This window comes from Vibrio sp. Vb1018, from assembly GCF_033338775.1.
In the GTDB taxonomy this organism is placed as follows: domain Bacteria; phylum Pseudomonadota; class Gammaproteobacteria; order Enterobacterales; family Vibrionaceae; genus Vibrio; species Vibrio alginolyticus.
On sequence record NZ_JAWOTI010000020.1, the window covers coordinates 36629 to 62645 of the forward strand.

Annotated in this window: 27 protein-coding genes and 2 pseudogenes; 15 read left to right on the plus strand and 14 right to left on the minus strand. The window is 42.1% G+C overall.

Going from position 1 to position 26017, the window contains the following annotated elements:
• Positions 1-122: 122 nt before the first annotated feature.
• Positions 123-2225, minus strand: coding sequence for an alpha-galactosidase (locus R7Z10_RS18575; protein ID WP_234499459.1), 2103 nt, complete (start codon positions 2223-2225; stop codon positions 123-125).
• Positions 2226-2456: 231 nt separating this feature from the next.
• Between R7Z10_RS18575 and R7Z10_RS18580 the strand changes: the two genes are divergently transcribed.
• Complete coding sequence (locus tag R7Z10_RS18580) at positions 2457-3518, plus strand: LacI family DNA-binding transcriptional regulator (protein ID WP_017634145.1); 1062 nt, start codon at positions 2457-2459, stop codon at positions 3516-3518.
• Positions 3519-3678: 160 nt separating this feature from the next.
• Positions 3679-3888 carry a hypothetical protein gene (locus R7Z10_RS18585; RefSeq protein ID WP_017634146.1) on the plus strand — a complete coding sequence of 70 codons (210 nt, stop codon included), beginning with the start codon at positions 3679-3681 and terminating at the stop codon, positions 3886-3888.
• Between the two features lie 791 nt (positions 3889-4679).
• On the opposite strand, the gene R7Z10_RS18590 is transcribed toward R7Z10_RS18585, so the two are convergent.
• The 3 genes from R7Z10_RS18590 to R7Z10_RS18600 all read right to left on the minus strand — a co-directional run bounded on the left by R7Z10_RS18590 (position 4680) and on the right by R7Z10_RS18600 (position 5538).
• The gene (locus tag R7Z10_RS18590; RefSeq protein ID WP_054579159.1) at positions 4680-4883 is read right to left on the minus strand and encodes a hypothetical protein; all 204 of its coding nucleotides are present in this window, start codon (positions 4881-4883) and stop codon (positions 4680-4682) included.
• A gap of 13 nt (positions 4884-4896) precedes the next feature.
• Positions 4897-5046: a hypothetical protein gene (locus R7Z10_RS18595; protein WP_262658561.1), complete on the minus strand. Its 150-nt coding sequence runs from the start codon at positions 5044-5046 to the stop codon at positions 4897-4899.
• Positions 5047-5325: 279 nt separating this feature from the next.
• Positions 5326-5538: a cold-shock protein gene (locus tag R7Z10_RS18600; RefSeq protein WP_053307303.1), complete on the minus strand. Its 213-nt coding sequence runs from the start codon at positions 5536-5538 to the stop codon at positions 5326-5328.
• A gap of 1162 nt (positions 5539-6700) precedes the next feature.
• Between R7Z10_RS18600 and R7Z10_RS18605 the strand changes: the two are divergent.
• Positions 6701-6891 (plus strand): annotated as a pseudogene (locus R7Z10_RS18605) (IS3 family transposase); the annotation flags it as partial.
• 27 nt (positions 6892-6918) lie between these two features.
• On the opposite strand, the gene R7Z10_RS18610 reads toward R7Z10_RS18605, so the two are convergent.
• From R7Z10_RS18610 to R7Z10_RS18655, 10 genes and pseudogenes are all read right to left on the minus strand, one after another.
• Positions 6919-7590: a hypothetical protein gene (locus R7Z10_RS18610; protein ID WP_258614210.1), complete on the minus strand. Its 672-nt coding sequence runs from the start codon at positions 7588-7590 to the stop codon at positions 6919-6921.
• A gap of 108 nt (positions 7591-7698) precedes the next feature.
• A pseudogene (locus R7Z10_RS18615) lies at positions 7699-7869 on the minus strand (IS481 family transposase); the annotation flags it as partial.
• A gap of 90 nt (positions 7870-7959) precedes the next feature.
• Positions 7960-8676, minus strand: coding sequence for a hypothetical protein (locus tag R7Z10_RS18620; RefSeq protein WP_140150431.1), 717 nt, complete (start codon positions 8674-8676; stop codon positions 7960-7962).
• Positions 8677-8835: 159 nt separating this feature from the next.
• Positions 8836-9321 (minus strand): hypothetical protein, encoded by a 486-nt coding sequence (locus tag R7Z10_RS18625; RefSeq protein ID WP_140150534.1) that lies wholly within the window; start codon positions 9319-9321, stop codon positions 8836-8838.
• A gap of 156 nt (positions 9322-9477) precedes the next feature.
• Positions 9478-10137: a hypothetical protein gene (locus R7Z10_RS18630; protein WP_140150500.1), complete on the minus strand. Its 660-nt coding sequence runs from the start codon at positions 10135-10137 to the stop codon at positions 9478-9480.
• A 357-nt stretch (positions 10138-10494) separates the two neighbouring features.
• Positions 10495-11211 carry an abortive infection system antitoxin AbiGi family protein gene (locus R7Z10_RS18635; RefSeq protein WP_318105591.1) on the minus strand — a complete coding sequence of 239 codons (717 nt, stop codon included), beginning with the start codon at positions 11209-11211 and terminating at the stop codon, positions 10495-10497.
• A 184-nt stretch (positions 11212-11395) separates the two neighbouring features.
• On the minus strand, positions 11396-12802 hold the full coding sequence (locus tag R7Z10_RS18640; protein ID WP_318105593.1) for a hypothetical protein: 1407 nt from the start codon (positions 12800-12802) through the stop codon (positions 11396-11398).
• A 494-nt stretch (positions 12803-13296) separates the two neighbouring features.
• Positions 13297-14142 (minus strand): hypothetical protein, encoded by an 846-nt coding sequence (locus R7Z10_RS18645; protein WP_318105595.1) that lies wholly within the window; start codon positions 14140-14142, stop codon positions 13297-13299.
• Positions 14143-14395: 253 nt separating this feature from the next.
• Entirely contained in the window at positions 14396-15343 is a 948-nt protein-coding gene (locus tag R7Z10_RS18650) for a hypothetical protein (protein WP_318105597.1), read from the minus strand.
• A 281-nt stretch (positions 15344-15624) separates the two neighbouring features.
• A complete protein-coding gene (locus R7Z10_RS18655) occupies positions 15625-16044 on the minus strand; it encodes a GFA family protein (protein ID WP_258614212.1) in 420 nt (139 codons plus the stop codon).
• A gap of 369 nt (positions 16045-16413) precedes the next feature.
• Here R7Z10_RS18655 and R7Z10_RS18660 point away from each other — a divergent pair, with 369 nt between their 5' ends.
• The 12 genes from R7Z10_RS18660 (at position 16414) to R7Z10_RS18715 (ending at position 26014) form a co-directional block, all read left to right on the plus strand.
• Complete coding sequence (locus R7Z10_RS18660; protein ID WP_054579153.1) at positions 16414-16953, plus strand: hypothetical protein; 540 nt, start codon at positions 16414-16416, stop codon at positions 16951-16953.
• 2 nt (positions 16954-16955) lie between these two features.
• On the plus strand, positions 16956-17717 hold the full coding sequence (locus R7Z10_RS18665) for a hypothetical protein (protein WP_213867188.1): 762 nt from the start codon (positions 16956-16958) through the stop codon (positions 17715-17717).
• A complete protein-coding gene (locus tag R7Z10_RS18670) occupies positions 17710-18687 on the plus strand; it encodes a hypothetical protein (protein ID WP_054579151.1) in 978 nt (325 codons plus the stop codon). Before R7Z10_RS18665 ends, R7Z10_RS18670 begins: the two co-directional genes overlap by 8 nt.
• Positions 18684-19454 carry a hypothetical protein gene (locus tag R7Z10_RS18675; RefSeq protein ID WP_170890811.1) on the plus strand — a complete coding sequence of 257 codons (771 nt, stop codon included), beginning with the start codon at positions 18684-18686 and terminating at the stop codon, positions 19452-19454. The genes R7Z10_RS18670 and R7Z10_RS18675 overlap by 4 nt, the downstream gene beginning before the upstream one ends.
• Positions 19455-19460: 6 nt before the next feature.
• Positions 19461-19745: a PAAR domain-containing protein gene (locus tag R7Z10_RS18680; protein ID WP_054579149.1), complete on the plus strand. Its 285-nt coding sequence runs from the start codon at positions 19461-19463 to the stop codon at positions 19743-19745.
• 9 nt (positions 19746-19754) lie between these two features.
• The gene (locus R7Z10_RS18685) at positions 19755-20510 is read left to right on the plus strand and encodes a hypothetical protein (protein WP_213867187.1); all 756 of its coding nucleotides are present in this window, start codon (positions 19755-19757) and stop codon (positions 20508-20510) included.
• A 50-nt stretch (positions 20511-20560) separates the two neighbouring features.
• Positions 20561-20902 carry a hypothetical protein gene (locus tag R7Z10_RS18690; protein ID WP_213867186.1) on the plus strand — a complete coding sequence of 114 codons (342 nt, stop codon included), beginning with the start codon at positions 20561-20563 and terminating at the stop codon, positions 20900-20902.
• Between the two features lie 233 nt (positions 20903-21135).
• The gene (locus R7Z10_RS18695) at positions 21136-21687 is read left to right on the plus strand and encodes an N-acetylmuramoyl-L-alanine amidase (protein ID WP_170890815.1); all 552 of its coding nucleotides are present in this window, start codon (positions 21136-21138) and stop codon (positions 21685-21687) included.
• A complete protein-coding gene (locus tag R7Z10_RS18700; protein WP_017635640.1) occupies positions 21687-22037 on the plus strand; it encodes a hypothetical protein in 351 nt (116 codons plus the stop codon). The genes R7Z10_RS18695 and R7Z10_RS18700 overlap by 1 nt, the downstream gene beginning before the upstream one ends.
• A 282-nt stretch (positions 22038-22319) precedes the next feature.
• Complete coding sequence (locus R7Z10_RS18705; RefSeq protein ID WP_213867185.1) at positions 22320-23969, plus strand: hypothetical protein; 1650 nt, start codon at positions 22320-22322, stop codon at positions 23967-23969.
• A gap of 46 nt (positions 23970-24015) precedes the next feature.
• Complete coding sequence (locus R7Z10_RS18710) at positions 24016-24447, plus strand: DNA-directed RNA polymerase subunit alpha C-terminal domain-containing protein (protein WP_213867184.1); 432 nt, start codon at positions 24016-24018, stop codon at positions 24445-24447.
• A complete protein-coding gene (locus R7Z10_RS18715) occupies positions 24440-26014 on the plus strand; it encodes a hypothetical protein (RefSeq protein ID WP_213892713.1) in 1575 nt (524 codons plus the stop codon). Before R7Z10_RS18710 ends, R7Z10_RS18715 begins: the two co-directional genes overlap by 8 nt.
• Positions 26015-26017: the final 3 nt, after the last annotated feature.

Below are 26017 nucleotides of genomic sequence, written 5' to 3' on the forward strand. Positions count from 1 at the left end.
CTTAACAAGTTAAGCAATTCAACTTGCTTGTTGGTTGTAGGGTGCCCCTCTAGCGAGTATAGGAGTGTTTTATCAGGAACAACGTAAGTTGAAACTGGTCGCTAGAGGAGGCAGGTAGAGGTTTAACGTTTTGTAAGATGAACAATAAGCGCTGATTCGGGATCGAGGATCGGGAGTGTCACCCCTATTTCTTTTAAGTTATCACCACTTAGAGTCAGAGTTTTGTCTAGCCATTTCGGACGTTGTTTCATCAATTGAAAACTGGTCTGTGGCATTTCCACAATCTTGATTTCGTAACTGGCCTTTTCATCCGCACAACTCACCCGAAGTGGAGATGGTAGCGCGTGATTTGGCATGGCCAACTGGCAGACCGTAATCAGCATTTCTTTCCCGTTTTCAACACCATAGATGTTCTGGCTATGATCTGCTGGGTCAATACGGAAAGCACGCCCAGAGTGAAGCAAGTCGCGATACTGTTTGTGCAATTGAATATAATGGGCGAAGGCTTGTTTTTCTTCAGCACTCTCTTTTACTGGATCGAGTTCAACGCCCATGTGACCACTTAACGCCGTCACTCCACGCATATTGATGGCATGGCGACGGTTAGTTGAATGACATTCCGCAGGGCCAATGTGTGCACCCATTACTTCAGGCGGAAAGAAATAACTCATACCGCGCTGAATAGCTTGACGTTCTAGCGCATCGTTACAATCAGAAGCCCAGAAGCGATGAGTGCGTTTAAGGATTTCAAAATCAATACGACCACCACCTGAAGAACAAGACTCAATCTCGACCTCAGGATGTGCCGCATAAAGTTCATCTAACAGACGATAAAGCGCTTTAGTTTGACCATGTACAGCTGGCTTACCTTGATGACCTGGCTGCACCAGTTCACGGTTCATATCCCACTTTAGGTAGCCAATGTTGTAGCGAGTTAGTAAGTCATTCAAACGATCAAACAGGTAGTTGAAGCAATCTTTGTTTTGCAAATCCAACACGTATTGCCAACGACCTGAAGGCTGATGGTAGCCTTGCAGACTCAACACCCAATCGGGGTGTTGGCGATATAGATTTGAGTCTTGGCTGACCATCTCGGGTTCAACCCAAAGACCAAATTCCATACCTTTGTTGTTTACGTGCTCAATCACTGGTTCAAGACCATTTGGGTACTTCGTTTCATCCAAATACCAGTCACCAAGCGCGGCACGTTCGCCATCACGACCAACGAACCAACCATCATCAATAATGAAGCGCTCGACCCCCATCTCAGCGGCTTCGGTTGCCATCTGCATGATGTACTCAGGGTTATGATCAAAATAGATACCTTCCCATGTGTTTAAGTGAACCGGGCGGGGTTTACTGCTTGGAAACTGGATAATATTGGTGCGAACAAACTCATGGAATCGTTGTGAAATACCGTTCAAACCCGAGTTGCTGTATGTTGCGTAAAGCCACGGGGACTGGTATGTCTCACCACTTTTTAAACGCTTTTCACCAGAGAGTAACAACTCGCCGGCTTGAACAAAGCGGCGACCATCACTACGAACATCAGCGCGCAGTTGATGATTACCACTCCAACCAAGATGAAAGCCCCATACGTGACCCAATTGCTCGCCAAAGCCATTCGTGCCAGCGAACAGACCAGGGAAATTTTCATGAGAGGTTCGGCCACGGCGGTTTTCTTGCATAAAGCCACCATGTTCAAAGCGCAAGCGTTGAGTTTGAAATTCATGACACCAACGTCCGTGAAATGTCATTAATTCGTTGGCATGATTAGGTAATGGTAAAGTGGAAGAAAGCTTATCTAAACAATACTCGCTTGACGCGATGTTCTTTATTGAGATGCGTTTTTGCACCACGTCGCTATTGAAATCAAGGTGCAGCTCAATGACCAACTCAAGCCCAGCGATGTCGTCTTGAAGTATAAATGTTGCACTACCATCATTTTGCTCAATAGATTTGGTTATGAACACGGGCGCCCAATTATCGCCATTTCGGTGTCCTTCAATACCAGGCGCATTAAAGTGACCACTACCAAGCTCTGGGCATAGTGATAACGGCACGTCGACATCAAGACGAGCCTGAGAAATAGGCCGCTCGGTCGAGAGGATTAAATCAGGGTCAATCTGAGCTATTTTCGCTCCCCAATGAAGGATTTCAGGAACACGATCCACTTTAATGATCATGCTGTGATTCTTAGACTTTAAGTGAACAAATTTTTGCATTCTGCTTCTCTGTTTTCGCAAACATTTAATCTATAAATAATGATGCGCACATTCAGCTTTATTACGACAAAAAAGCCTAACAAATGTGACTCAAATCATGTTAAAGAGGTATTTTTTGTGTGGTCGATCTTGTGTTTTCGCAAACATTTTTTCATGTTTTTACGACATTAATCACGAGGAAATTTGAATGAATATGGTAGAATGAATAGCAAATCTGGATAGGAGAATGCAGTGGCAGTCACGTTTAAAGATGTTGCGCGGTTAGCTGGGGTCTCAACTCAAACCGTATCCCGCGTAACCAATGGCGCAGATAACGTCGCGGAAGCAACGCGAAAACGAGTCAACGATGCGATAAAAAAGCTTGGCTATGTACCAAACAAAGGTGCACAAATGCTGAGTCGAGCTAAGTCTCGGATCATCGGTATTGTTTCCTTGGATATCTCTCTGCACGGTGTGGCTCTGATTGCCAACGGAATTCGTAACCAAGCGCATGAGATGGGCTACGGGACAGCGTTAACCGTGCTAGCAAACAACTCTATTGATGAATTTCGCGATGCGATTCGAGAGCTTATTGCACAACAAGTCGATGCTATTATTATCAACGCCCCCGTAAATCAAGACATCGCACAGTGTCTGATTGAGCAGTTCAGTCAACTAACATTGGTATTCATTGATGTTCCTGAAGGGACCCCTGTCAATCATGTTAGGTGTGATCATCATACAGGAGCAAACTTAGCGGTATTACATTTGATTGAACAAAAACGCGATTCCTTCGTGTGTATTTCTGGCCCATCTGAATCGACCGCCTCTAAAATTCGTTACGACGCGTGGCAAACACAACTCCAAAAACATGGAGCCAAAGAAGTTGCTTGTTATGAAGGTGATTGGCAAGCAGCCAGTGGCCACAAAGCGATTAAAGACCTTGTTCTAAAAGGTATAGACTTTGATGCGGTGCTAGTCGCCAATGATCAAATGGCACTCGGTGTTTTATGCGCTCTGTCTGAAGCAGGCATCAATGTGCCAAAGACGGTTTCTGTCATTGGGTTTGATGGTATTCAGGACAGTCAATATTTTTCACCGCCTTTAACCACGATCAAACAAGACTTCGACAAGTTGGGCCGTAAAGCCGTTAAATTAATGCTCAGTCAAATGGAAAAACCAGAGGGAACAATCTCTGAGGTGCTGCCCGTCAATTTAGTCGTCAGACAAAGTACAAGTGAAAAAGCAGATACTTCATATGATAAGCAAGAGGTGCTCGCTTGCCTTGAAAATATTCGTCACCTACTGCCATAATTAGTAGAACTATTTAGCCATCTTTTTTATGTTGCTATTAAGCCGATAGTATAAGAAATGTTAGAAAAGTCTCACTTTTTCTTATCTCAAAGAAGTAGCACTGAAAAAATGCTATATTGAAAGCCTCATATCATCATTCCTCCACAGAAGGAATAACACTATGCCACCCTACCTGGTTACTTACTTCAACGAGAAACATACCGTGATAGATAAAGAAACGATATTTATGAAAAACCTAACCAACGCTAAACGCTCGGCAGAGCATCATGCGCCAAAGGGGACTGACCAAATTGAAATCAAAGATTTAATGGATCAAGTCCTAACTCGATTAACGTTAGATGAAAGCTGGCTTGATAACATTGAAAACTGATATTGCCTAACAATCAAAGTTCGTTTGAGATGTATCAATAAATACACAGGCTTGATTAGTTTTTCGTATTAGCCTTTGACACAGTTTAATTTGTTTGTCTGTCAAAGCCTGTTTACGGTTAAGTTGATCGAGTAAACCTGAAAGCATATCTCTGTCCAAGTTACTCAGTTTTTCAGAATGTATGAGGAGTGTCGTATTTATAAGTTCAGAAAGGTTTCTTGAACTCACAATCACCATTCCTTATCCCACTTCTTTTGTTCCTTAGCCCTTTTTCCTTTCGGATTAAGAACAGGTTTTTTCTGCTTTTGTATCGGTTTGGATAGCTTACTCATATATAATCCTATTTTGATGGTTAACTAAATTTCGCACCTTATCCATGCTGACTATGAAAGAGACGATGATACTACATAGGTCAGCATAAAATAGACAAAAGTGAGTAACGGCACTAGTTAAATTAGCACATTATTAATTATTGTAAGTATCGCAAGACTTTGTTATTTAAATTGATGGATCTCAATCAAGAAGCTACGCTGTGATCGACTACACTCATTAACCTCCGGTTATTAAATAACTAACTGGAAGCAAGACAAACGTGGTAGACCCCGCCGATTAAGTAACCTGCACTGATGAGGCAACAACCCTTCTTTATAAATTAGTAACAAAGCCAACTCTATGTTCAACACAATGTAACACTGAAGACACGATACCAAATGAGGTAAGATAGATCGTAATTATTATTAGAAAAAGTTTGGGTAAATTTGATATAGAGTAAAAGAAACTATTTCAAATGGTTAGTTTTTATTAATGTATCGTTCAGCATTTGAAAATAATTTATCGCATAACTTATTTTGAACCATATATTCTTTTGAACCTTCTTCCATAGATTCTAGCGTTTCTTTAGCTTCTTGGTATTCTTTTACCATCATAGAAAATCGTTCTTCGAAGTTGTTTTTCTGCGTTTTTTTGATCGATTTCTTTCTTACTGGTTTTCTCATATAACTACTTACCTTATAAATCCCAAAGTTTTTTTTCTTCTCGTTCTAACAATATATCTTCAATTTTTTTTCTAATTTTATGAATACTATTATAATTATCATTTGTACTAGAGCTTTTATTTTTCATCACTCTTGAGTTACTCTTAATCGATGTTTTTTTCAAAGGATACCCTCCTTCTTTGATATGAGTACGAAAATGCCTCCAAAACCTCACGTATGAATCTTTGATTTTCAAGTTCAAAAAATGAAAATAGAGGTCAAAGAAGCTGGTATTTAACCTAGTAAGAACATGGATTTTTAGTACATCATTGTTTACCTATTTTCTGGTAGCAGACCAAGCAAATACCAATATTATTTTAGATTAGTTTTTAGAGTCATCGGGCTGATTATTAAAATTAAACAAAAAAGACCTCGACTAACGAAGAGATCTTTTAAATAACTCTTATACTAAAGTAACGTTGTCAGCTTGTGGGCCTTTGTTACCTTGTTCAACATTAAAAGAAACCTTTTGGCCTTCAGATAATGTTTTGAAACCTTCGTCAGAAATTGATCTGAAATGAACAAAAAGGTCAGCACCACCGTTATCTGGAGTGATGAATCCAAAACCTTTAGTTTCATTAAACCATTTTACTGATCCAGTTGTTTTATTTGACATAATATATCTCGATACATTGAATTAATAAAAAAGAAAGCTACTAAATAAGGAATGAAGAAAAAGGTATCGCAGGATAGATATGACGAACTTAATCGAATAAAAACTGAGAAGATCTTGAACTAAATGTATTATCAATAGCTCACTGTTTGAGCTTCAGATACTATACACTATGTGTACATAATAGATATGCATTTCTTGATTAAAATTTCATTGTCTATTAAATCAATCACTTAACAGAAAAATCATAGTAAAAAATGGTACGTCAGATTAAAATCTATGATATCATTAGAGTAATTATTGCAAACAGATATTCGATACAACAATAAAGCCTGTTTTTAACTTTGAAAGAGGCATAAACAAGTCAACACGAACCTTATTGACTTAAAGGCAAAGAATGAATTGCAGAAGTCAATAGAGCTAGTAATTGGTGTACCATCATGCGCTACTTAGCGATAGTCTATCCAACATATGAGCACAATAATCGAGTATTAAACTAGACTTTATTTGTCTGATTTTAAAGGAAATTATAGCAGTTCAACCGATGAGTGGACGACCATACATTCTTAGTTGGTTAAGTTTCTACTATTATCACACCTGTTAATAGGAATTTGGACAGTTTGTATGTGGATCAATAATGAAAACGTTGAGTTCCCCTACCCCTGTGTATATTTGTTGAAAAGAAGAGCGCTGCGATTTGTTTAGCCGTAAATCACCTCTCAAGTAGACCCTAGATCTAACTTAGTAAAGTGTCTACTAAACGTGGAGCATTCGGGTTTATAACGCCGTATTAAGTGGTGAGTAATGCAGACCACTAGCCTAAAATACTGTGCCGTACACACTACAGCCAAAGCAAACGAAAAATGCTACACATTGCGAATCGCTCTTAAACAAGTTTGTTAGCATGTTGTTTCCGCAACAAACTCACTCACTTGAGAGCGTGTAATGAAGCGTACTTTAGTACCGTGAAAATCCTGAACAATTGTTGATGGAACTATCGTGAACTTTTGGATTCTCGCACCGAGTATTCAAAAAACCATTTCAATCATTCACGAAAACTCTTCTCCCCCAGTTCTTCATTAAATTGCTTAAAGCTCTCCGCACCATGAGCATAAAGAGAACTTTCATACTCAGACTATTCCAAATTCCAAATAACAACATCTCAGCAGAAAAAACAAGCTGTTCAGCTAATGTTGAGAGTTTCTTCCATTCGATCAAAGTTGAAGCGATCCAATACGAACCGCTCAGATATGAGACAAGGTAAACGGCCTTTGAGTACATTACGGTTGATTATAATCTGACGAAAAGACAGAGTGCTTAAACCCAGTTGACACTGAACAGCAAAATATCGCTTGATGAAGTGCCCAGTCTGACTGTAGCAGTTCAGGGGTAAAGTAGGCCATCAATATTAACGCGATACTTATAAGATAAGAAAAAATTATATTCTTCCAATTGTGAGTTACCACTTTGGGTAACAGGACTAAAGTTGTAAACCGAGATAACATGATTTCCTTTATTTGCTTCCAGGTAGACACCGACCGCAAGCCCTACTCCATCCATGCTTACTTGTTTTTTCTTACTGTAATCGGGATGTGTCACATCTGTGATCTGATAATCCCCCTTGAGCTTTAAATACCCAAGTCCCAATCCTGTTCCTAACTTTACATTCCATTCATTACGGTTGTGCCGGTTAAAGTGGTAAAAGAGGACCGGTACACCCGATAGGGCGTAGCCCGATATGGATGTTCCCAAATCAATGCCAGTGTCATTCCCGCCGACTTCTTGCTTATCAACTTTGAATATACTCCAATCAAATTGTAATTGAACACCAACGTTAGAATCTTTGCTAAAATAGTATTCGTCCGACAGGAGTGATACCGTCGGATAATACTTTATGTCGCTGGTCATGCGGGCAATTGTTTTTTCGTTATCCTTGGACTCTTGAATATCGATACTATTCATTGTGGCTTGTATGCCTATAGCGACTTCAGCGGCCAAGAGTTCGGATGAAAATAAGGAAGTGACAAAGGCAATAATTGACAGAATTGTTTTCAACAAAAAAACCATAATCAGGAATAATAGAAGGAAAGTAACAGCTAGCACTGTAGTGATCAACTAAACTGTAATAGTTCAGACATGATCTGACATTCAGTACCTGTCAAATTACGTCTGGACTAAATTCTTTTTAGCCCAGATTGATTTCCCATCCTCTAATGTTTCTATTGGCATTCTGCCACAGCACATTTTTCCTTGATAAGTACGATGATTGTTGTAGTCCATCCATTCGTCCAGATCTTTTTGTAACTCCTCCATCGAACCATACAGTTTTTTCTGAACGTTATTTGGACAAAAGCACGTTAGAGTATGGGTTCTAACGTTCGAGATTTGGATTAGAAAAAGTATTTTGAAACCTTAAACGCTTTGTTAGCCAACTTTGCATTGTTTAATTATTTCTTTTGGAACAAAGCAGTATTTAGACGCCTCATCGACTATTTCAGGGTATAAATACAATGGTGAGTTTGAACCATATTCCCGCGCTGAACAATCGATATCATCTTGCTCATCTATAGAGAAATATGAATTCTTCCATACCAATGCATCTCGGCAGTAACTTTCTTGATCAGCAAAAACTTTTTCTAAATAGCCATCCTCGATTTCCGAAGCATTCTCTGTGCGTAATAGATTTGAGTCCATAGAAATCAGTTCGTTGCATAAATTGTAAGAATACAGATCATATCGACAAAAACGCCTAATCTCGTTTACTGCACGATCTAGTAGAAGTAATTCTTTATGTCCTTTACTCCACCAAGAAACCTCAAAGTAGCGATACCTTGCACCATATTCTTCGAGATCAGATAGAAAAGAAGCTACTTCTCTAGATAATTTTAACTCTTCTTTTTTGGGAAGTAGATTAATCGACTTTATTACTTCATGTTGGATTCTGCCTTGGTTAGACTTCGGAACACGCTGGAGAATGAGTAAACACTTAGCATATTTCTCTAATGCATGCAGAGCACTCCACCTAAACTGTGGCAACAGCTCAGCACGAAAAGCCATCCGAGCATTAATATAATCTCTATCTGCCGTATCTCTAAACGAGCGAATTGCAAAATAATTTATTTTGTCTGCTATTTCAGACATCAACTGATTCCTCTTGATTTATCTGGTAACTCGAGATGTTGGCTAACGCCCGCTTAATTGGTGAGCAACGCAATACGATGTTTCCGCACACCACCTAAATCACTAAAGTTACCGCAAACCCCAAATGCCACGCGTCGCGAATCCGTCTTGAAGCGTTTGTTATGTTTCTAGCTGCTTGAACGCATGTTGCACAAGTTTTTTACCAACATAAAACCTATGCCCCGTCTCTGTCGTAACAATAACACGGCCAATATGTCGACTATCATAATTCGGCTGTGACAACTCAAATTGCTCTAACGTAATAGTAAACCTGAACTTTTCACCGGGCTCTATAGGTCGCCGAACGAATGCCTGACCACTACTGCCATCAACAAGCATATTAGCTAATACTTTTTCTTTGCCTCGGTAGTACTCTACCTGAATGTGGCCTATAAAAACTTTAACTATTGAATGGTTTACAATATCCAAAGCGACCGCTTTAACTGTCGGTTCATAAGTTGAACAAACTAATATATTTCTCAATGCTAGCTTAACCGTTGGCTTTCCAAGCCTATCATTTATAAAATTAAGTCCTGCAAAAGTTATTAAAAGAGTGATAGTACTCAGGACGGATTCATAGTGAATAGAATCCGACACACTGTTCATTTCGAAGCACCAGTAAGCTGAAATCACGATAGCAATTACGTTAGAAATAAATGCAATAACATACCTAATATTAATAACCTAGCCCCCTTTAACAAACACTAGTCGTAAGTGAAACATAACGCCGCCAAGCGTAGCGAATCCGTCTTAAATGCTTTGTTATACGTTGTTAGCTCCGCACTCAAGACTTAAAAGCCTGCCTAACTCAACTATGTTGTTTCTTATATTGAGTCCATATTGCAAAACATCTACAGCCCATTTTGGGTCATAAGTATCACCACAATATGAAAACGACTTTATCCGTATCGAAGCGCGGTTTTCTATAAAGTCTAGCTGCCTTCCACATTGGACTAAGTTACGGTGTTTTATAGTATTTACAAACCCACTAACATAAGAATAGTCATAACCATTCAAGGTAGCCTCAAGTTGACTTTTTAAAGCCCCATCAGGTAACAACTTGAACACTTTACTAATATCGCACCGATGAATTTCTATAGGCTCTTTAGCCAACAAAGAATTCAGCAATTGTGCGAAAATGTCATACATTGCTCTCGAACTTTGAAGAGCTGCATGTATGTGAGCTTGAGCAACCAATGTCGAATATTCATGCTCAGCACGTTGGTCTCCAGTAGATAGAACAAATTTCAATCCGAACTTAAGATCTGACGAATCAAACTTCTCAATTACTGAGTACGCTTCTTCTTTGTGATAGTCAAAAATTTCAATACAACGAGATAGAGAATCGAGGTAATCGGCATTCTTTTCGGATATTTCACTATTCGTCTCTAGATGCAACTTTAATTGTTTGATATTCCACATATTCCACCAACGTATAACGCTTTCTATGCGGCTTTTAGCCGCCTATCATGTAACCTTTTTAATACCACATCAACGTGTAATCAATAGGTTAATGAAAGTTAACAGAGATTAGATTTTATGATGCCTTATGATTTAAGAAAAATGCTGTTACCCAAACTCCTTCGGATAACTTTTGATAGGGGCAAATTACTAGATTCGAAGTGAGCAAGATCTTTTGCTCTGAATTGTTTGGGGGCATTTTCGTGCCAGCTAAGAGCAAGCTGACACGTTGATGGACATAAACGCGTTAGATATCTAGCTCTAATGCGCTCACCTCTGATGAAAAAAAGTATCTTGAAGTCTTATTCGTTATGCAAATTAAACATCAGGTATTAAGGTATCAAGTGCGACAATTTTACTTATGAGTACACTAATGCTCGCTCTACCTTCACTTAAAAATTCTTCTGCTATAAATTCAGCCAATTCAGGTATCTCGCTTTCGCATTTTACAAAAATATACTGAATATCACTTAACTCGAAGCTCAGTTTATGCTCTAGCATCATTTCATTAGCATGACCACGCTTTTGTTCAAATTGGCTACTCGGTATTGCATTACGAGATTTGGGGACAAAACGCCACTCATTTTCTTGGTAAAAATCCCGTGACTCATTTTTACCATCTATCAACATCGTACCTGATACTGGTTTGAGTAAAGATAATAAATTTTTTGCATCCTCTTCAGCTTGTTCACTCTGTGGTTCAAGAATTAGCATCCTATGAGCTAAGGAGCTAGCTAGCTCAACAATTTGGCTTTTAGGAGAAGCGTATATAACGGGAGATAAACCACACTCATTACCCCAGTTACGTTTTAAACCAATGCCGTATGAGCCATAAAAGTCGGTATGCTCACTAATTTTTGATAACGGTATGTCGCAAAAGCAAACCATTGGGAAAGCAAGATAATCTTGAGCATACCAATCCATTAATCGACTGTCTTCTAGACAAAACCGAGGATAAAAGCCATTTTTTAATATGCTAATTAGATATTCCATCTTGGGAGTAAAATGGAATAAGCTAGCTGATTTCGATTTCATTGAGCCTCCTTTTTGCGTAGTGCCTTGCTTCTCACCGAAATTGCGTTGTTGGAAATCGGAGTATTTATGCGCCCTACCTTGGAACTTCAAACATGAGCAATATCGTCCCGTGGGTTCATGGGGCGTTCGCGTTACGCTTAGGAAAGGGGAGGCGATTAAACTTGTCCTCAGTAGTTGATCAATTTCACACTGTTCGTACTTTCATTATTTCATTGATAAGCTCTGTTTCATCGTATCCTTTCCGGACTTCGATTAATACCACTCCATTTTCTTTAGAGAGTTTACGCTTTCGTGCATCGCGCTCTTGGTTCTTCTTAAATGCCTCTTCACCGCCAAAGAAATCTACAGGACGATCGTGTTGCTCACCTTGGAACTCAATGGCTACGCTCCAACGAGGTAGCCATACATCATAATGTTGTCGTCCTAAGAACGATGGGGAACCATGTTGGATACACTCAGTTCCTACTCTATCTTTTACTAAAAAGAACAATTGAGTTTCACTTACCCAGCCTTCGCCGATTCGGGGGATTTTAAGGATATCACGAAGTACATTCTCTGCATTTCGTGCAATTTGTTTGATTGTCTCATTATTGTAAAGAGCATTAGACCACTCATAAGCTACCCACGGTGCTTGGTAACCACTTGGTAGAGTTGTACGTTGAAATGATGACTTCTTTACACCGAAATCTTCAAAGAGAATCCTCTTCCAACCTCCATTTTCTTCACCATACTCTTTCATTAATCTCAATGCGATATCAGTAAATGCACCTTCATTACCTTGAATGACATCGTTTTTACGTAAACATGAGCCACGGATAATTTCCTTGATACAAAAATCGAGACCAATGTGATTAATTATATCCAAACGTTGGTCAATTGCATGAGCGCCATAAGATAAGATTGTAGCAGGTTCATTAACCTCTACCCATTCCTTGAATTTGTGTTCAACTAGCAGTAATGAATTCAAGTCACCGTTGAAATAACCAGTTACCTTGTCATGAAGGTAATGATCTGTGATGAATAAAAAATGCTTACGAATCTCAGCACGCCCTTCTTCTGTGTGACACGACTCATCAAATTTAAATTCTCGGTATCGATGCAGATATGAGATATTACCCTCAATATCAACATAGTTTCCCTTTTCAATCTGCTGAACCATATAGAAATAAAAACGGTTAATCGACCTATCTTCTTTATTACTATCTTCCAGCTCTAGGGTTGGTGCATATGTGTCGAACTCAGGTACTTTGCCATCAACGAGTGGTGGCTTATCGTCTTCAAACTCTTCTATCGTGAAGCCTAACCAACAGGTATTTTTTTCAATGAATGTCTCACACTTCTTACTGAGTTTTTCAGTTACATTGGTTTCTTCAAGAACAGAAGAATGGTATTTATTGAAAAAAGTGTCCAGCTCTTCCTGTTTAACATCTAAATTTAGCAGTGCCTCGAAGAATGCTTCATTGATAAATTTAGAAATAATGTTTATATAACCCTTCTCAGCTTTAAAATCGTATTTATAGTTTCTTGGGTCAAAGTAACGGATTTCATAGTTAAACTCTTTTATAAGGTCGCACTTATTAATTTTACTCAAAGTATGTCTCTCACGGGATTAGCAGCAGATTAAACTTTTACGAGTAGCAGCCTGACCTAGAACAATCACTTTTACATCACTTTGCTTAACTCCTTTGCGAATTTGAGGCATACAATCCAAACAACACCTTAAATCGCGGGAAGTATAAATATTATAATGATGTCGGTTTCAGACAATTTAGCGTTATTAATACTTGCTAACATGGCGCTTACTCGTAAAAACCTAGTATAAAGTAAAGTCAATATAAATCCGAGTGCACATGAAATGCGTTTAGAAACAAAATCCCAACAAAAATTCGGCCAAGGTAGCATCAAACAGATGACTAAGTTCCCCAGAAGAATTAGATAAGTTTTTCTTAGGAAAAACTCATGAACAAGATGTGAATGAGTAAAAGGTTTAAGCGATTTTTGGGGCAAAAACGGTTTGGGGCGCTAGGTATAAGTTATTGTTATTGAATAATAATTTAGATGTTCAGCTCTCAAGCCTTAAACCGTTTAACTACAGTGTCTGATGATTTTGTTTAGGTCGTCAATCAATAATTGCTGATTTTCGTGACTCTTATCTCTTAGATGCAATGCTAATAGAACATCCTCAATATCACATCTCGTTTGTGGATTCTCGAAGGCACATAGTTTTCTGAAGCCATTTACAGTGGTGTGTAAGGATTTCAAGCCCTTGAGTACCTTTATTTGAGGGGCGTTATCAGTAGCCGTAACCACCAAGACACTGTTCTCAGTTTTCTCTCCCATATCAGAACCATAGTGCCAAATTTCCTGCTGAAGATATGAGCATGAGTTTGCAAATTTTAGGTCGCTTTTTTTCTCACCATCTTTGATAAACTCAAGTGCATTTTCTGCTATTGCGCGCATTTTATCTTTGAAATCCATAACCTCTAGAGTTACCGGATTAAAGTCGCCTAATTTAGCATTTGGAAACAAATAAAAATGAATCCTCCTAGCATTGATAGAGTTCAGTGGTTCATAAAGATGAGCGACATACTTCTCAAACTCCTCTATGTGCTTATAATAGTTAGAAAAATTATTTTGATTTTGAGCAACTAAAATCTGTGCATTAGCTAATTCAATCTGTTGCTTAGTCTGTTCCGATCTGTGATTGACGGCAATAAAACCCACAATTGGGAGAATAGATGTGATGATTGTGATAGGTACTGAAAAAGCTCTTACAAAGAAGTTAAAGCCTTCATAACTTAAGTTCCAAACAAGGTTAGAATTCAAAGCAATTACAATGGCACTTATGATGCCAAGTAAAAGTAAAGTTGCAGTAACCCACCTAACAGACGGTAACTCAATCAAACGTTTGTTATTCACTGCCGTTTCCATACTACCAAACCCTAATCACTGGACTTTGTGCTGCATACCATCTAACTAATGTAGTGGCACACTGAATTTAGCCATATCAATAAGCGTGTGACCTGACTTTACTTCCCCATTATTGGAATTACTAAATGTAAGTCAAATTAAGCTTTTACACATTGAGTTAGCCAATCGGTTCAAATACGGAATGGGGCATGAACCTGCTGTCTAAGAGCACATCCTTCAATAAAGATTAATTAGAACAATAACAGACCATCAATTAAGTAGTTTGAAATGTGACTAAGTGAGTAAAGTCTATTCCTTTATTCTCTAATGAAGAGATAAACTCATTGGCAGCAACCTCTTCCAAATCATCCAATTGATTCAACATCTTATCAAAACCAATCACCTTCACTCCAAACTCCACATCATTTGTTAGGTCATTTGAGCAAAATGAATTATCGAATGATTTGATTGATGAAAGTATAGTGGCGGTAGTTTTGACAGTTGCAGCCATGAACTGTAGCCAAGTTTGGCTCTCATCTCGCAGCCCTTCTGCACTGAATTGCAAACTCAAGAAGTCCTCCAACATTCTTAAATCACTATCAATCGCAGCAAAAAATTTTTCTGCGTTGCTGACGTCTTGGTCACACCTACTCAATTCAACCAAGTCTGAACAGTGTTTTATGATGTCTGAGCAAGACAGGAGAGCATCATTTACTACTCTGGTGTCACCTTTGCTTACTCCTGCTATCAGGCCATTATGTGGGTATAGGTTTTGGTAGAGTACCTTTCTATCAATTGATATTGTCCATGGTTTTTCTCCTGATGAATCGTATGACTTTGTGAATAAAACTTGCGTATTAAAGTGATCGACGAAGTGTTGATAGTGTGCGAGATACAACTTCGTTCGGTTATCTTTTTCTGCATTGTTTATCTGTTTTTGTGTATTCAAAAGCTGTTCTGCCGCTTGTTTCGCTCCATGTAGTTTACCAATTAGTACTGCCAATGGGATTGCTAATGATGTAATACCAAGTGGTAGCTTACTTATTTCAAGAAATGTCGAATAAGCTGCCGCAGTGAAAGCCAGATCGTAGTCAACCCAAACAGGTGTACCTAACCCCAATGCAAAGGCTATGGGCATAAAAATACATATCCAAAACAAAGGCTGTCGCTCCAAGCCTGTTTTAGGGTTAAGAGCTAGCCAACCGAACATTCTCTTTAACATTGTTTTCTCTTCTTTGTTAGTCGTTGTGATGGTACTTTTTGTGCGGTGTGGTTGGCAAGTAATTGCATAATCTTCATATATATCAGAGCACTATAAGGAATCAAAGGAGGCAGCTCTTGCTTGTTACTTTACCCATTACTTTTTGTATTGAAAAATCAGCTGATTATTTTGGTTCACACTTCAATATGTAACGCATTTTGGGGCAGGAGTTTGTTAGCTAGGATTACGCTGAGAAGCCCCTAAACCGTTTGAGTTGTAACGTGGCAGGTATATTTATGTGTCTAGTTCTTAACTTGCCCCGGAAGTTCTTCATAGCTAGGCAGATTATCTAAATTCCTAGACCAGTTTGCACTACTACCAACAAAGATTTTAGCGGTAGGCTCAATTGAAATTATGCTATCTAGACTACCCGCAGGAACCACTACACTGTTAATACTTTCAGCTATTGTGGGAAGTGCAGACCCACATATTTGGCAAAAGCTTTTTGCATGCATTGAGTTTGGATGCTGGTAGGTTGTAACGTCACTTTCACCTTTCAACCAAGTTAACGTGCTCGCTTTAGCAAATAGATTAGCAGCATGAGCAGAACCGGTATCCTTTTGACAACGAATACAGTGACACAAAAAGAAAGACTGGAAATCACCAGAAAGCTCATATTTCACTCTACCACAAAGACATGATCCTTGATGTTTATTGGTCATAAAAGCCCCCTTACTTTCGTTTACAAATTAGCTCCATTAAGTAGTGTGTACTGCCACAAAGCCAGTGATGACATCCCAACTCACTTCAATATTCAACCATAATTACATTGAATCATTAAAGAAATTTGGTCAAATAGTGAGTTAAAAATCTGAGGAAAGTGCTCGTTCTAAATGAGAATGGGGCAGTAATGAGTTAACCAAATTGTGCCCCCTAATTACCTTGAATTGTACAGATAAACATTACCATAAAGTTCGCCTGAGCTAGAATCCAAAGAAACGTTACAAGACAGTGACGTAATCGAGCTTTAACGTTAATATTAGCCCTACTCCACCCCATCCTTAAAGCGCCGCTCCAATCATGGAGTGGGCATGACATTACAGACTAGCCGAAAGCAAGTTCCAGTGAGTGCAAAGCGCCTGAGAAAACTTGCACCTAACTGGTCATACGCGAACAACATTCTTAACTTTGGTTGCGGTAAGTTTCCAGACCTAACAGAAGAATACCTTACTAACTACCACAAGCAGAGCATGACGGTCACTCACTTTGACCCGAACTCAAAAACCAAAGGCGTAGTGAACAATATTGCCGAAATTGACAGCTCAAAGCGCCGTTTTTGCGTCATGTTGTGTGCGAACGTACTTAACATGTACAAAGATCTTGATGCAGCGATCGCAGACATGGCCAAGATTGATTTTGATTGCGCGGTCATCCAAATCTATGAGGGCAACCGTTCCGGTAAAGGCCGTAAAACGCGAGACGGCTACCAACGCAATGAGCCTGTATCGGCTTACCTACCTATCCTAACGAGCAACTTCCACAAGTTCGATGTGACCTTACACCGAAGCGATAAGTGCATCACTATCGTTAAAGGCCGTAAGTATTACGAGCTGGACGATTTGGAGGACTAATCATGCAACTGGATGAGACGTTCTTTGAAATCCCATGCGATGTAGTGACATTCGATGGCAAGGTGGAACACACAGAGTTAACCGACATTGACCGTGCGGTGGCTGCCTTTTTCCAGAACGTGCTTGATTCTTTACTTGTGACTGACACTAAACGGCGAGAGAACAGTGAGTTTTCTCGCTTTGTTGGCCGTGATAAGTCGAGAAAGATTTATTATGGCAACTTTACCGATCCAGTGTCATTCCTATCTAAGTTAACAGCCAAATTAGGCGGCAAGGTGAAAGCAAACCGTAATGAGCTTTTGCCTGTTTGCTATATCACGCGCGATCCGGTGATTGGGTTTGTTGATGGCGCGGAGTACGTCGATATTGCTGACTATGGCGAACTGGCCAATGAACAAGGCCAGCCTTATGCCGTGATTAATAAGTCCTTTGTCGCGCTTACCTACCGCATTAATGCCCTAGCTTGGAACCAGTCTACCCTTAGCCGCCTAGCGCTAGGTTTAATGGTTTGGCTACGTCATACCAAGGGCAAGCGTAAGCATGTATTCAGAGCGAAAACCATGCTCGCGGGTACTGAAATGGAAATCAGCATCGAGATACGTGGCCGTAAAGATGCGATGACCGAACCCGCCGAAGTAGACCATGAAAATACTCGCCTGTTTGCTTCCTCAATCTCTTTTGAAGTGATTGCAGAGGTTTATGAGGCCGAGTCGATCACTGTCCGTCAGGGCGCGATTGCTATGGGAGGCCGAGTCATTGAGTAATAAAGAATACTTTCTCGCCCAAAAAGTTGTCACCAACGAAAATGACATCCCTATCGAGCACATTCATTCGTTTACCTACATTGAGTGTGCTTCGATGGACGGCAACAAGCTAGTTATGGAAATCATGGATCAGGCTGCCGTTTATCGGGATGACTACGGGATTAAGCGCGGTTCAGAGATCGAGGTCACGATGGCCGATGTGAACGAGCGAGGCGATCAGGTTTGGATTGAAAAATTCATTGTGGCCAAGTCCACCAGCGCTGACGGTATGCTTACCGTTCAAGCATTCCAAAAGGATGCGCACCTACTTAAAGAGCCAGTCACAACGCCTCGATTCTTTGTTGAAATGCAGCCTAAAGACATTCTGGCCGAGCTGTTACCCGAGCTAAAAATCGAATGTGACAGCTTTGAGCGTGGCGCTACGTACCATTTAAATGCTGGTGGTACTAAGTCTCGCTTAATTCGAACAATGGCCAGAGATTACGGCTCAGTGGCGTTTATCTGCCGTGGTGTTATGCACTTTAAGTCGCTCAAGAACATGGATATGAGCGAGCAATTCAAGCTGGAACAGTCGAATCCAGAGGAAGCAGAGCACAGCATTGCGAACTACTCCATTATCGGAGAGGAAGCCCTGTTTGAGCGCGTTCTTAACCGTAACTATGCCTCGTGGGATACCGTCGAGGGCTTCCAAGGTGGCCAACGTTCGGGCGCTATGGTCATGGTCAGCGTTCCACAAGCCAAGGCGCTGAATAATCAACACATGGCCATCATCCCTATTTTGGATGTGGAGCTCACCGGAAATACCGCCTTTACGCCTCTTTCAGTGTGCTCAGTGTTATTCCATAAACGGCTACCCGCTACCGAGCTGGATGAGTCCATGCCAGAGAAACAAATTATGAACCGTGTCGCCCATTGCCAACGTGGGAACCGGTATCAGTGTCGTATCGAGTTGGGAGTACGCAACCTATGAGCGATTCGTCAGAGAACAGAACACGCACCAACGTCACTAACCGCTTGTTTGGTAGCTATCAGGCCGAAGTGGTAAATACCGTCCATCCGAAAGGCTTGTACATGGTATCCGTTCGCTTGCTTGGTTATTGGGATGCAATCCCCGATAAGGATTTACCTTTTGCCGAGTTTCTACTGCCATTGGGCGCAAAACCGAGTGGTGGCCATGCAGTGCCAGTGGAAAAAGGGGATCTGGTTTGGGTGGATTTTCCTCGTAATGGCGATACCCGTTATCCCCGTATTACCGGATCGCTTTACTACGCGCCTAACTATGAGTCGTACCTACCAAGCGAGGTGAACGGAGAAGCCTATCAGCCTAAACGAGCCGAGGGTGAACCCGAGCCACCAGCCTATGACCGCAAAGATGCGCTCTTTGTGCGATTTGGTTTGCGCGAGCTCATCACGCATCAAGGCGGCTACTCAATAACGCATACCCAAAGCGGCACGGCCATTGAAATCACACCAGATGGCCAATGTGTTATCCACGTCGAGGGCAATGCGTTTCGCAGCTCAACAGGGAACACATTGGAGCAAATCGGAGGCGCACTAACTATCAAAGTGAAAGGCGATGCGAACATCGAAGCGGGTGGTAATGCAACCGTAAAAGCCTCCGGTAAAGCCACCCTAGAGGGCAATGAAGTGACCATTAAAGCGAGTGGTAACGTCAATATCGATGCTGGTGGTCAGTTCGCTGTTAAGGCTGCCGCAGCTCCATTTACATTAGGGTAATGCACTATGCCAGCCGTAGGAATTGTAGGGAGTGTGGATAGTGGTCATGGTGGCTTTAGTCCAGGTGTTTTTGTTTCTGGCCAGCCACTACTGACCGTGAATGGAATCAATGTATTAGGTACGGGTGATATATCCGTCATGCACGTAAAACCAGATAACCCGCCGCACGTAGGCGTTATTACTGGTAGTTCAAAACTTACTGTTAATGGCGTTCCGGTCGCCGTGGTAGGCGATGCCCTTGGGTGTGGCGCTACGCTGGTAAACGGTAACGACTTGTTGACGATTGATTGAGGCAATTTGATGTTAGACACACAAGAGCAAATCGAACAGTTTCGCCAGTTTTTAGACGTAGGCGGCCTTAAGGAAGCGGAGAACCTTACCCGAGGCAAATCCCTTAAGGTGAAGTGTGAAAGCTTGTCAGGGAAGCTATCAGACTGCGTGAGCGAGGATATTGAAGACTACCAAGGCGCATCGCAGTTAGTGGTAACGCTTAAGGGTTTGAATGACTCAGTGAGCGCAACGGTGGCCACGTTAACGCAATGGAATGAGCACCTAGTGTTGATCACCGATCCAACCGACCTCGAACAAGTGTCTATTGGTGTGAACATCAAACACAAGGTTGATGGTACAGAGGACAACGTACCCGCTCCGAGTATCTTGCCAATTACCAGCAAGGAAGAACTGAAAGCGCTTGAGGCAGTGATCAATGGTCTTTCCGGCCATGTGGATGCAGCCGTATCTCTTATGGCGCAAATCAATACTGCATTAACGCCACCAACAAGCGGCAGTGAGTCAGATAACGGTGCAACCTTACCGCCACCAGACTTGCCGCCGGAACTAGAAAGCCAAGCGAATGCGCTAAACGAGATCATGGCTCCCCTTGCTGGTGGCGTGACCAGCTCAAGCACGGTGATTGACGCAATGATCATTGCGTCGAAAGAGGAACGCACCTTAGCGTTAGGCTACTTCACTAAGGCGATTTCATTTACCATTTGTAGCAACCAGACGAAAAAAACGAGCATCAAAGATGCGACAATAGAGGTATTTATCCTGTAAAATGTTTTGGTATTTTGTAAATTTCCTATTCGTACCAAATATTTAACAATATGAGCTATTCAATTAACCTTAACGCATACGAGTTATGCGGATTATTGTCGCTTCTTATCGTACTGACGATTAACTTAGTTAAAGTCCGTAACGAGCTTAAAGCGACCAAGGCGCGCCTATCCTTTGTGGTACGCAAAAGCCTTAGCGTCGATGGCGAGTACATATACGATGGATGCCGAATGAACGTGATATTTGATGCGGTACGATACAGCGGAAATCAGTTTTACTTGATGCGTAAAGATCAGGTGATGGCCAGCTTCCACGTAGAACCCTATCGAGTTAATCCTGTTCTTGATTACTTCAAATCAAACAAGATAGACCCCGTTCAAAACCGACCATAATCCAAGCAAAGCCAGCGTTCGCGCTGGTTTTTTTCTGAATTGCAGGCAAAAAAAAGCCGCGAGGTAAGTGTTCGCGGCGCAAGAAGCTATTACAAAGGTTAAAAATGAAGTTTCAACGTTAGTTGACACCAGTCGATTGGGATGCCGATCTGGTAAAGCAAATATATTTCCTATTCCGAATATAGTCAATACTTAAGTGCATATTAGTTAAGCTAAGTTTGGAAATTTATAAAATGAAAAAAGTCTGTATTGTTGTTGGCCATAGTTGTAAAGATGGCGGCGCTTACAATGAAACATTCGGAATGAATGAGTATGGCTATAATCATCCCCTAGCCAGCTTATTGGCCGCCGAGCTACATAAGCGAGACATTCTTCCAGTGATCATGTATCGAGACACCTACTCACGGATGATCGGTGATGTGAACGAATCGGGCGCTGACTATGCCATCGAGTTACATTGTAACAGCGTGGCCAATAAGTCAGTTCAAGGCTCAGAGACATTGCATTGGCATAAGTCGGACAAGAGTCAAGCACTTGCTCAGCGCCTACAAAAAGCGGTGGCTGGACTTATCGGACAGCGTGATCGTGGCCTTAAGCCTATCTCGAACACTGGTACTGATACTCGCGGTTGGCGTTTCTTGATGAAAACCAAAATGCCAGCCGTGATTTTGGAGCCGTTCTTTTTGTCTAACGACGAGTCGTTACAAAAGGGATTGGAACTGCGCGAAAAGCTAGCCGTAGCACTGGCAGAAGCGTTCGCAGAACACATTAAAGAGAGCAACTAATGATGGGACTAGCAAAAGTGTTTACAAGTAGTCTATTTAAGAGCGCCACCAGCGAGAAAGTAGGTGGCATTATCCACGAACTGACCGAGTTTGGTGATCGTGTGTTTACCAGTGACGAAGAACGCAAAGAGTTTGCCTACAAACTGGCAGAGCTTGAAGCGGCCAGCTCTAACACATTGGTACGTACTGGACGCGCCGCTATGATGTGGAGCATCGCGCTGGTGGTCGTTTATCAACTCATTGTTCGTGACTTTTTGGCCGTTTTCTATGGGGTTGAGCTTCCAAGCTTAGAGACTGACACACAAGAGCTACTAAGCAACGTGTTCGGCTTTTTGGCAGGAACCCTATAACAACTGAAAATTTTTTAAATTTTTTTTAGATGCCCTTTCCTATCCCCTTTTCTCTCAACAAAAACACACGATCAACGACATAGAAATCCCCTGTCGTTACCATTCCCACAAAAGCGCACAAAAAGAAATAGATTCATTATATAACAATAAGTTAAACGAAATTTTACCCCTGTTTTTTTCGCAATAAATCTTAATTACTATCCGAAATTGAGCGAATTTTTACCGCTTTTCTGCGGCTTAACTATTCCGAACACTCTCAACTAATAGCTAAGGTTTATTTACATGGCAGATAAACGTTCTAACTTCAACAAACGCATTGAGGCGATTCATTTAGGCGCTCAAGCAATGCACAATCTGTGTGTCGAATCCCAATTCGATTCACAAACAGGCATATTTCTAACTGACGACAATTCTCGTGGCGCGGCTATTTTGTCAGCCATTGCGAATGAGCCTATGTTCGAGTCAGTGCCTCAAGAAACAGCGGTTAGCATCGTATCAGGCATGCAGTCTGCGGTGCGTGAATACGAAAATACTTACGGCCACCTACCTAGCGATGAACTAATGGCATCAGCTCACGCAACTATGCGTAACATGATGATGCTAGAGGGTGCTAAGCGTGATGGCTCAACAGGCGCAATGATGCTTGAGTCGATCGGTCAATCTCTATCAACATCTGAGGGTGTTGAAATCCGTGCGAAGATGGTTGGCCTAGTGCTTCCAGTTCTTCTTGAGACAGCAACACTTGACGCTGTAACGATGATCCCTGCGGGTGCTAACGAAGTTGAGATCTTCAAAGTGTACCGCCGCACTGGTTCAAACTTCGGTGACTTCGCAGCGGGTACTGAAATCGACCAAGCAACGGTTGGCCAATACTCGTCTATGCGTCAGCGCTACAAGTTTGTCTCTGAACAGCAACCAGACGGCACTAAGACAACTCACGTCTTTGACTCTAAGACTGACCTACAACACACCAAGTTTGAAATCCCATTCACGAAGACATCTGTTTCCCTATTTATTAACCATAAACGTGTGGCTCGCGACCTAGACAGCAACGGTAGTCAAATAATGACAGGTACTCACAATGGTATGGTTATTAACTGTCAGATAGACCATGCAAAAGGCAAAGTTACCGTCACTCCAACATCAGCCCTACCAGCAGGAACGGTTCTGCACATCGAGTTCGAAGTAGACATTGAAAGACGCCCTGACCTTATCCCAACGATCGACCATGATATGGACTCTCGTATACTGCGCCCACGTCAAAACGCAATCGCAGCAGACGCCACTATTCAAGCGATGTTCACAATGCAACGCGAGTTTGGCCAAGATCTGAAATCTCTACAGATGAGCCACATGCGCAACACATTGGCATCGGAAAAAGCGACTCGCCACCTAGTAGATATGGACTTTGCTTGTACGCGCGAAGAAACATTCAATATCTACGTAGCGGCTGGTGAAGATTGGCGTCTACATCGTGAACGTCTAAACGAAGTTCTTCTAAACGTTTCTACGAAGATCCTACAAGCGACTCGCACAACTGGCATGACAGGTATCTTTGCTGGTACTGGCGCGTCAACAATCCTTAAGTCTCTTGGTGCTCCATATTTCGTAGCTCCGGCTAATTACCAACAGAAAAACGCTATCCACTACGCAGGTAAGTTGTTCGGCATGTGGAAAGTATTCGAGTGTCCGGTAGTGATCGGTACGAACGACATGCTTTGTTACGGTCGCGGTTCTTCTCACTCAGAAGCGGGCTACGTAGCAGGTGATGCAATCGCAGCAACCATGTACACGCATCCAATCGGTAAAGGTCTAGTAGCGTCTAACACCCTATACGAACTGGCCTACGGCGAAATCCATCCATTCGACGGAGAAGACTACTTCTACCGCGTGAAACTTATCGACGAAGCTCCTGTAGCAGAAGCGGCATAAGGCAAGTAAGCGGCAGTCTTACGGGCTGCCGCTCTTGGGGGATTCGATGAAAGAAACGCTCGTTTTAATCACCAACCACACACCAAAGGAAATCACGGTACAGGGTCGCCTCATGCCACCACTGGCTAAAGATTTCCCTCTCTCAGTTTTCAACGTGAACCGCTTCAAACACGAAGTGGAAGCGGCCTACCCAAACGGCCTTGTTTCGGTTCGCCTTGAGCCAACGGTTCTACCAGAAGTTCAAACAAAACCAGACACAGCCACCAGCGACAAAGGCACAGTGCTATCAGCACTTGAGCTAAGCGCGAGCGTTGAAAAAGCACTGATTAACCACGGTGTGACAACGGTTGAGCAACTAACCGAAATGACGAAAGACAACGTGATTGCGGTGAAAGGTATTGCTCAAGCGGGTTTGCAAGAAATTGTAGACCAGCTTGCAGCACAGGATCTAACGCTGAAAGAGACAGAAGATGAGTAAGATTGAATTTTCAATGGATAACGTCTCACAAGTTGCGGTTTCGCCAATTAACGCTGACTCGACAACTAAGCAAGGCACTGGCTCTAACCAGCTAGTGTTTGGCGGTGTGATTGTGTCTCAAAAAGGTAAGCCGTTCGAAGTGATTCCGGTAACGGCGGCTAACTTCCTAGACAAGCTAGGTAAGCCTTACCACTCAAGCCTTGGCAAATTGGCTGACGGCATGCGCGTTCTTGATGAAGCCTTGCGCGGCGGTAATGGCCTTGTGGTTCGTGTCGTACCAAAAACGGCTACCTATCCAGCTATCAAGTTAACCAAACCAGCAGACGAAGTAACGATCACAAATGAAGCGATCAACTACTCGGCTGACCTGTCACTTGAAGATGGCGAATTTTTAGCGATCGCTATCAAAGACGGTGCTCAATCCGACAACCGCTCTATCACGCTTGCGAAAGCAGACGAAGCGACTTACGGCGCAGGCATGTTCACTCTTACCCTAGCAGAAGAACAGGCGGCTGGTGGCTCTGTAGTGCTAGAAGAATGGGTTGTATCCCTAGAGCCTACAGCAGTAGACCAAATGGGTAGCGCTGCGTTTATTGAGACTGTTCTTGAAGAACGTTCGCAGTACCTAACTTGTCGTATCGATGCAGAAGTAGCGAAACGCGAAGTTACTGCAATTGCTCAAACCAAATTCACAGGCGCAACCAACGGCAATATTAGCGACATTACGGCTGAAGATTACCAGAAAGCAGTGAAAGCACTACGCACTACCGTTTACAGCTACAACTACGTTTGTGGTTTGGGCTGCTACGAAACAGCGGTAATCACTGACCTAGCGCAAATCTGTAAAGACAAACGCATTTCTGGCTACTTCGATATTGATCCTCGCCTAACGCACGAAGCGGCATTGGAGTTCAAAAAAGGTCTGAACTTCAACAACCATCGCGCTTCATTCGTGCATATCCCTTACCAAGCTAAGTGTCGTTTCTACGGTAACATGGCGGTATGGGGCGGCTCGGGTATCGGCTTTGCAGCTAAAGCGCTTGGCGTTGCTAAGACCTCTCCGGTCGGCGGTTGGCACTACACACCAGCAGGTGTTGAACGTGCTGTTATCCAACGTACTGGCCTAAAACCAATCCAAGGTGCTGGCGAGCCTAACTACCAAGAAATGTACAAGGCACGTCTAAACAAACTAGGCACAGACGAAAACGGCAACCTGTTTATTGATGACTCCCTAACGTCATCTGCGGCTGAAAACTACCTACGTTTTGAGCAAGTCGTGTCTATTGCTGACGCTATCTCACGCGACTTCTACGCACTAGGTAATCGCCTAAAACACCAACCTGACGGTGCAACGCTTGAGGGTCTAACTGACGGCATGGCCAGCATCCTAGAGGGCTATGAAGCCGTTGGTGCGCTAGTGACACCTCGTAATCCAAATCAAGACGGCGAAAGCGCTTGGACACTGGAAATCAAGCAAGTCGAAATCGACTACTGGAAAGTCACTTGGTCGTTCTGCCCAACTGGCTCAGCGCGTCGAATCCTTGGTGAACCTGTACTAATCCGTTAATCA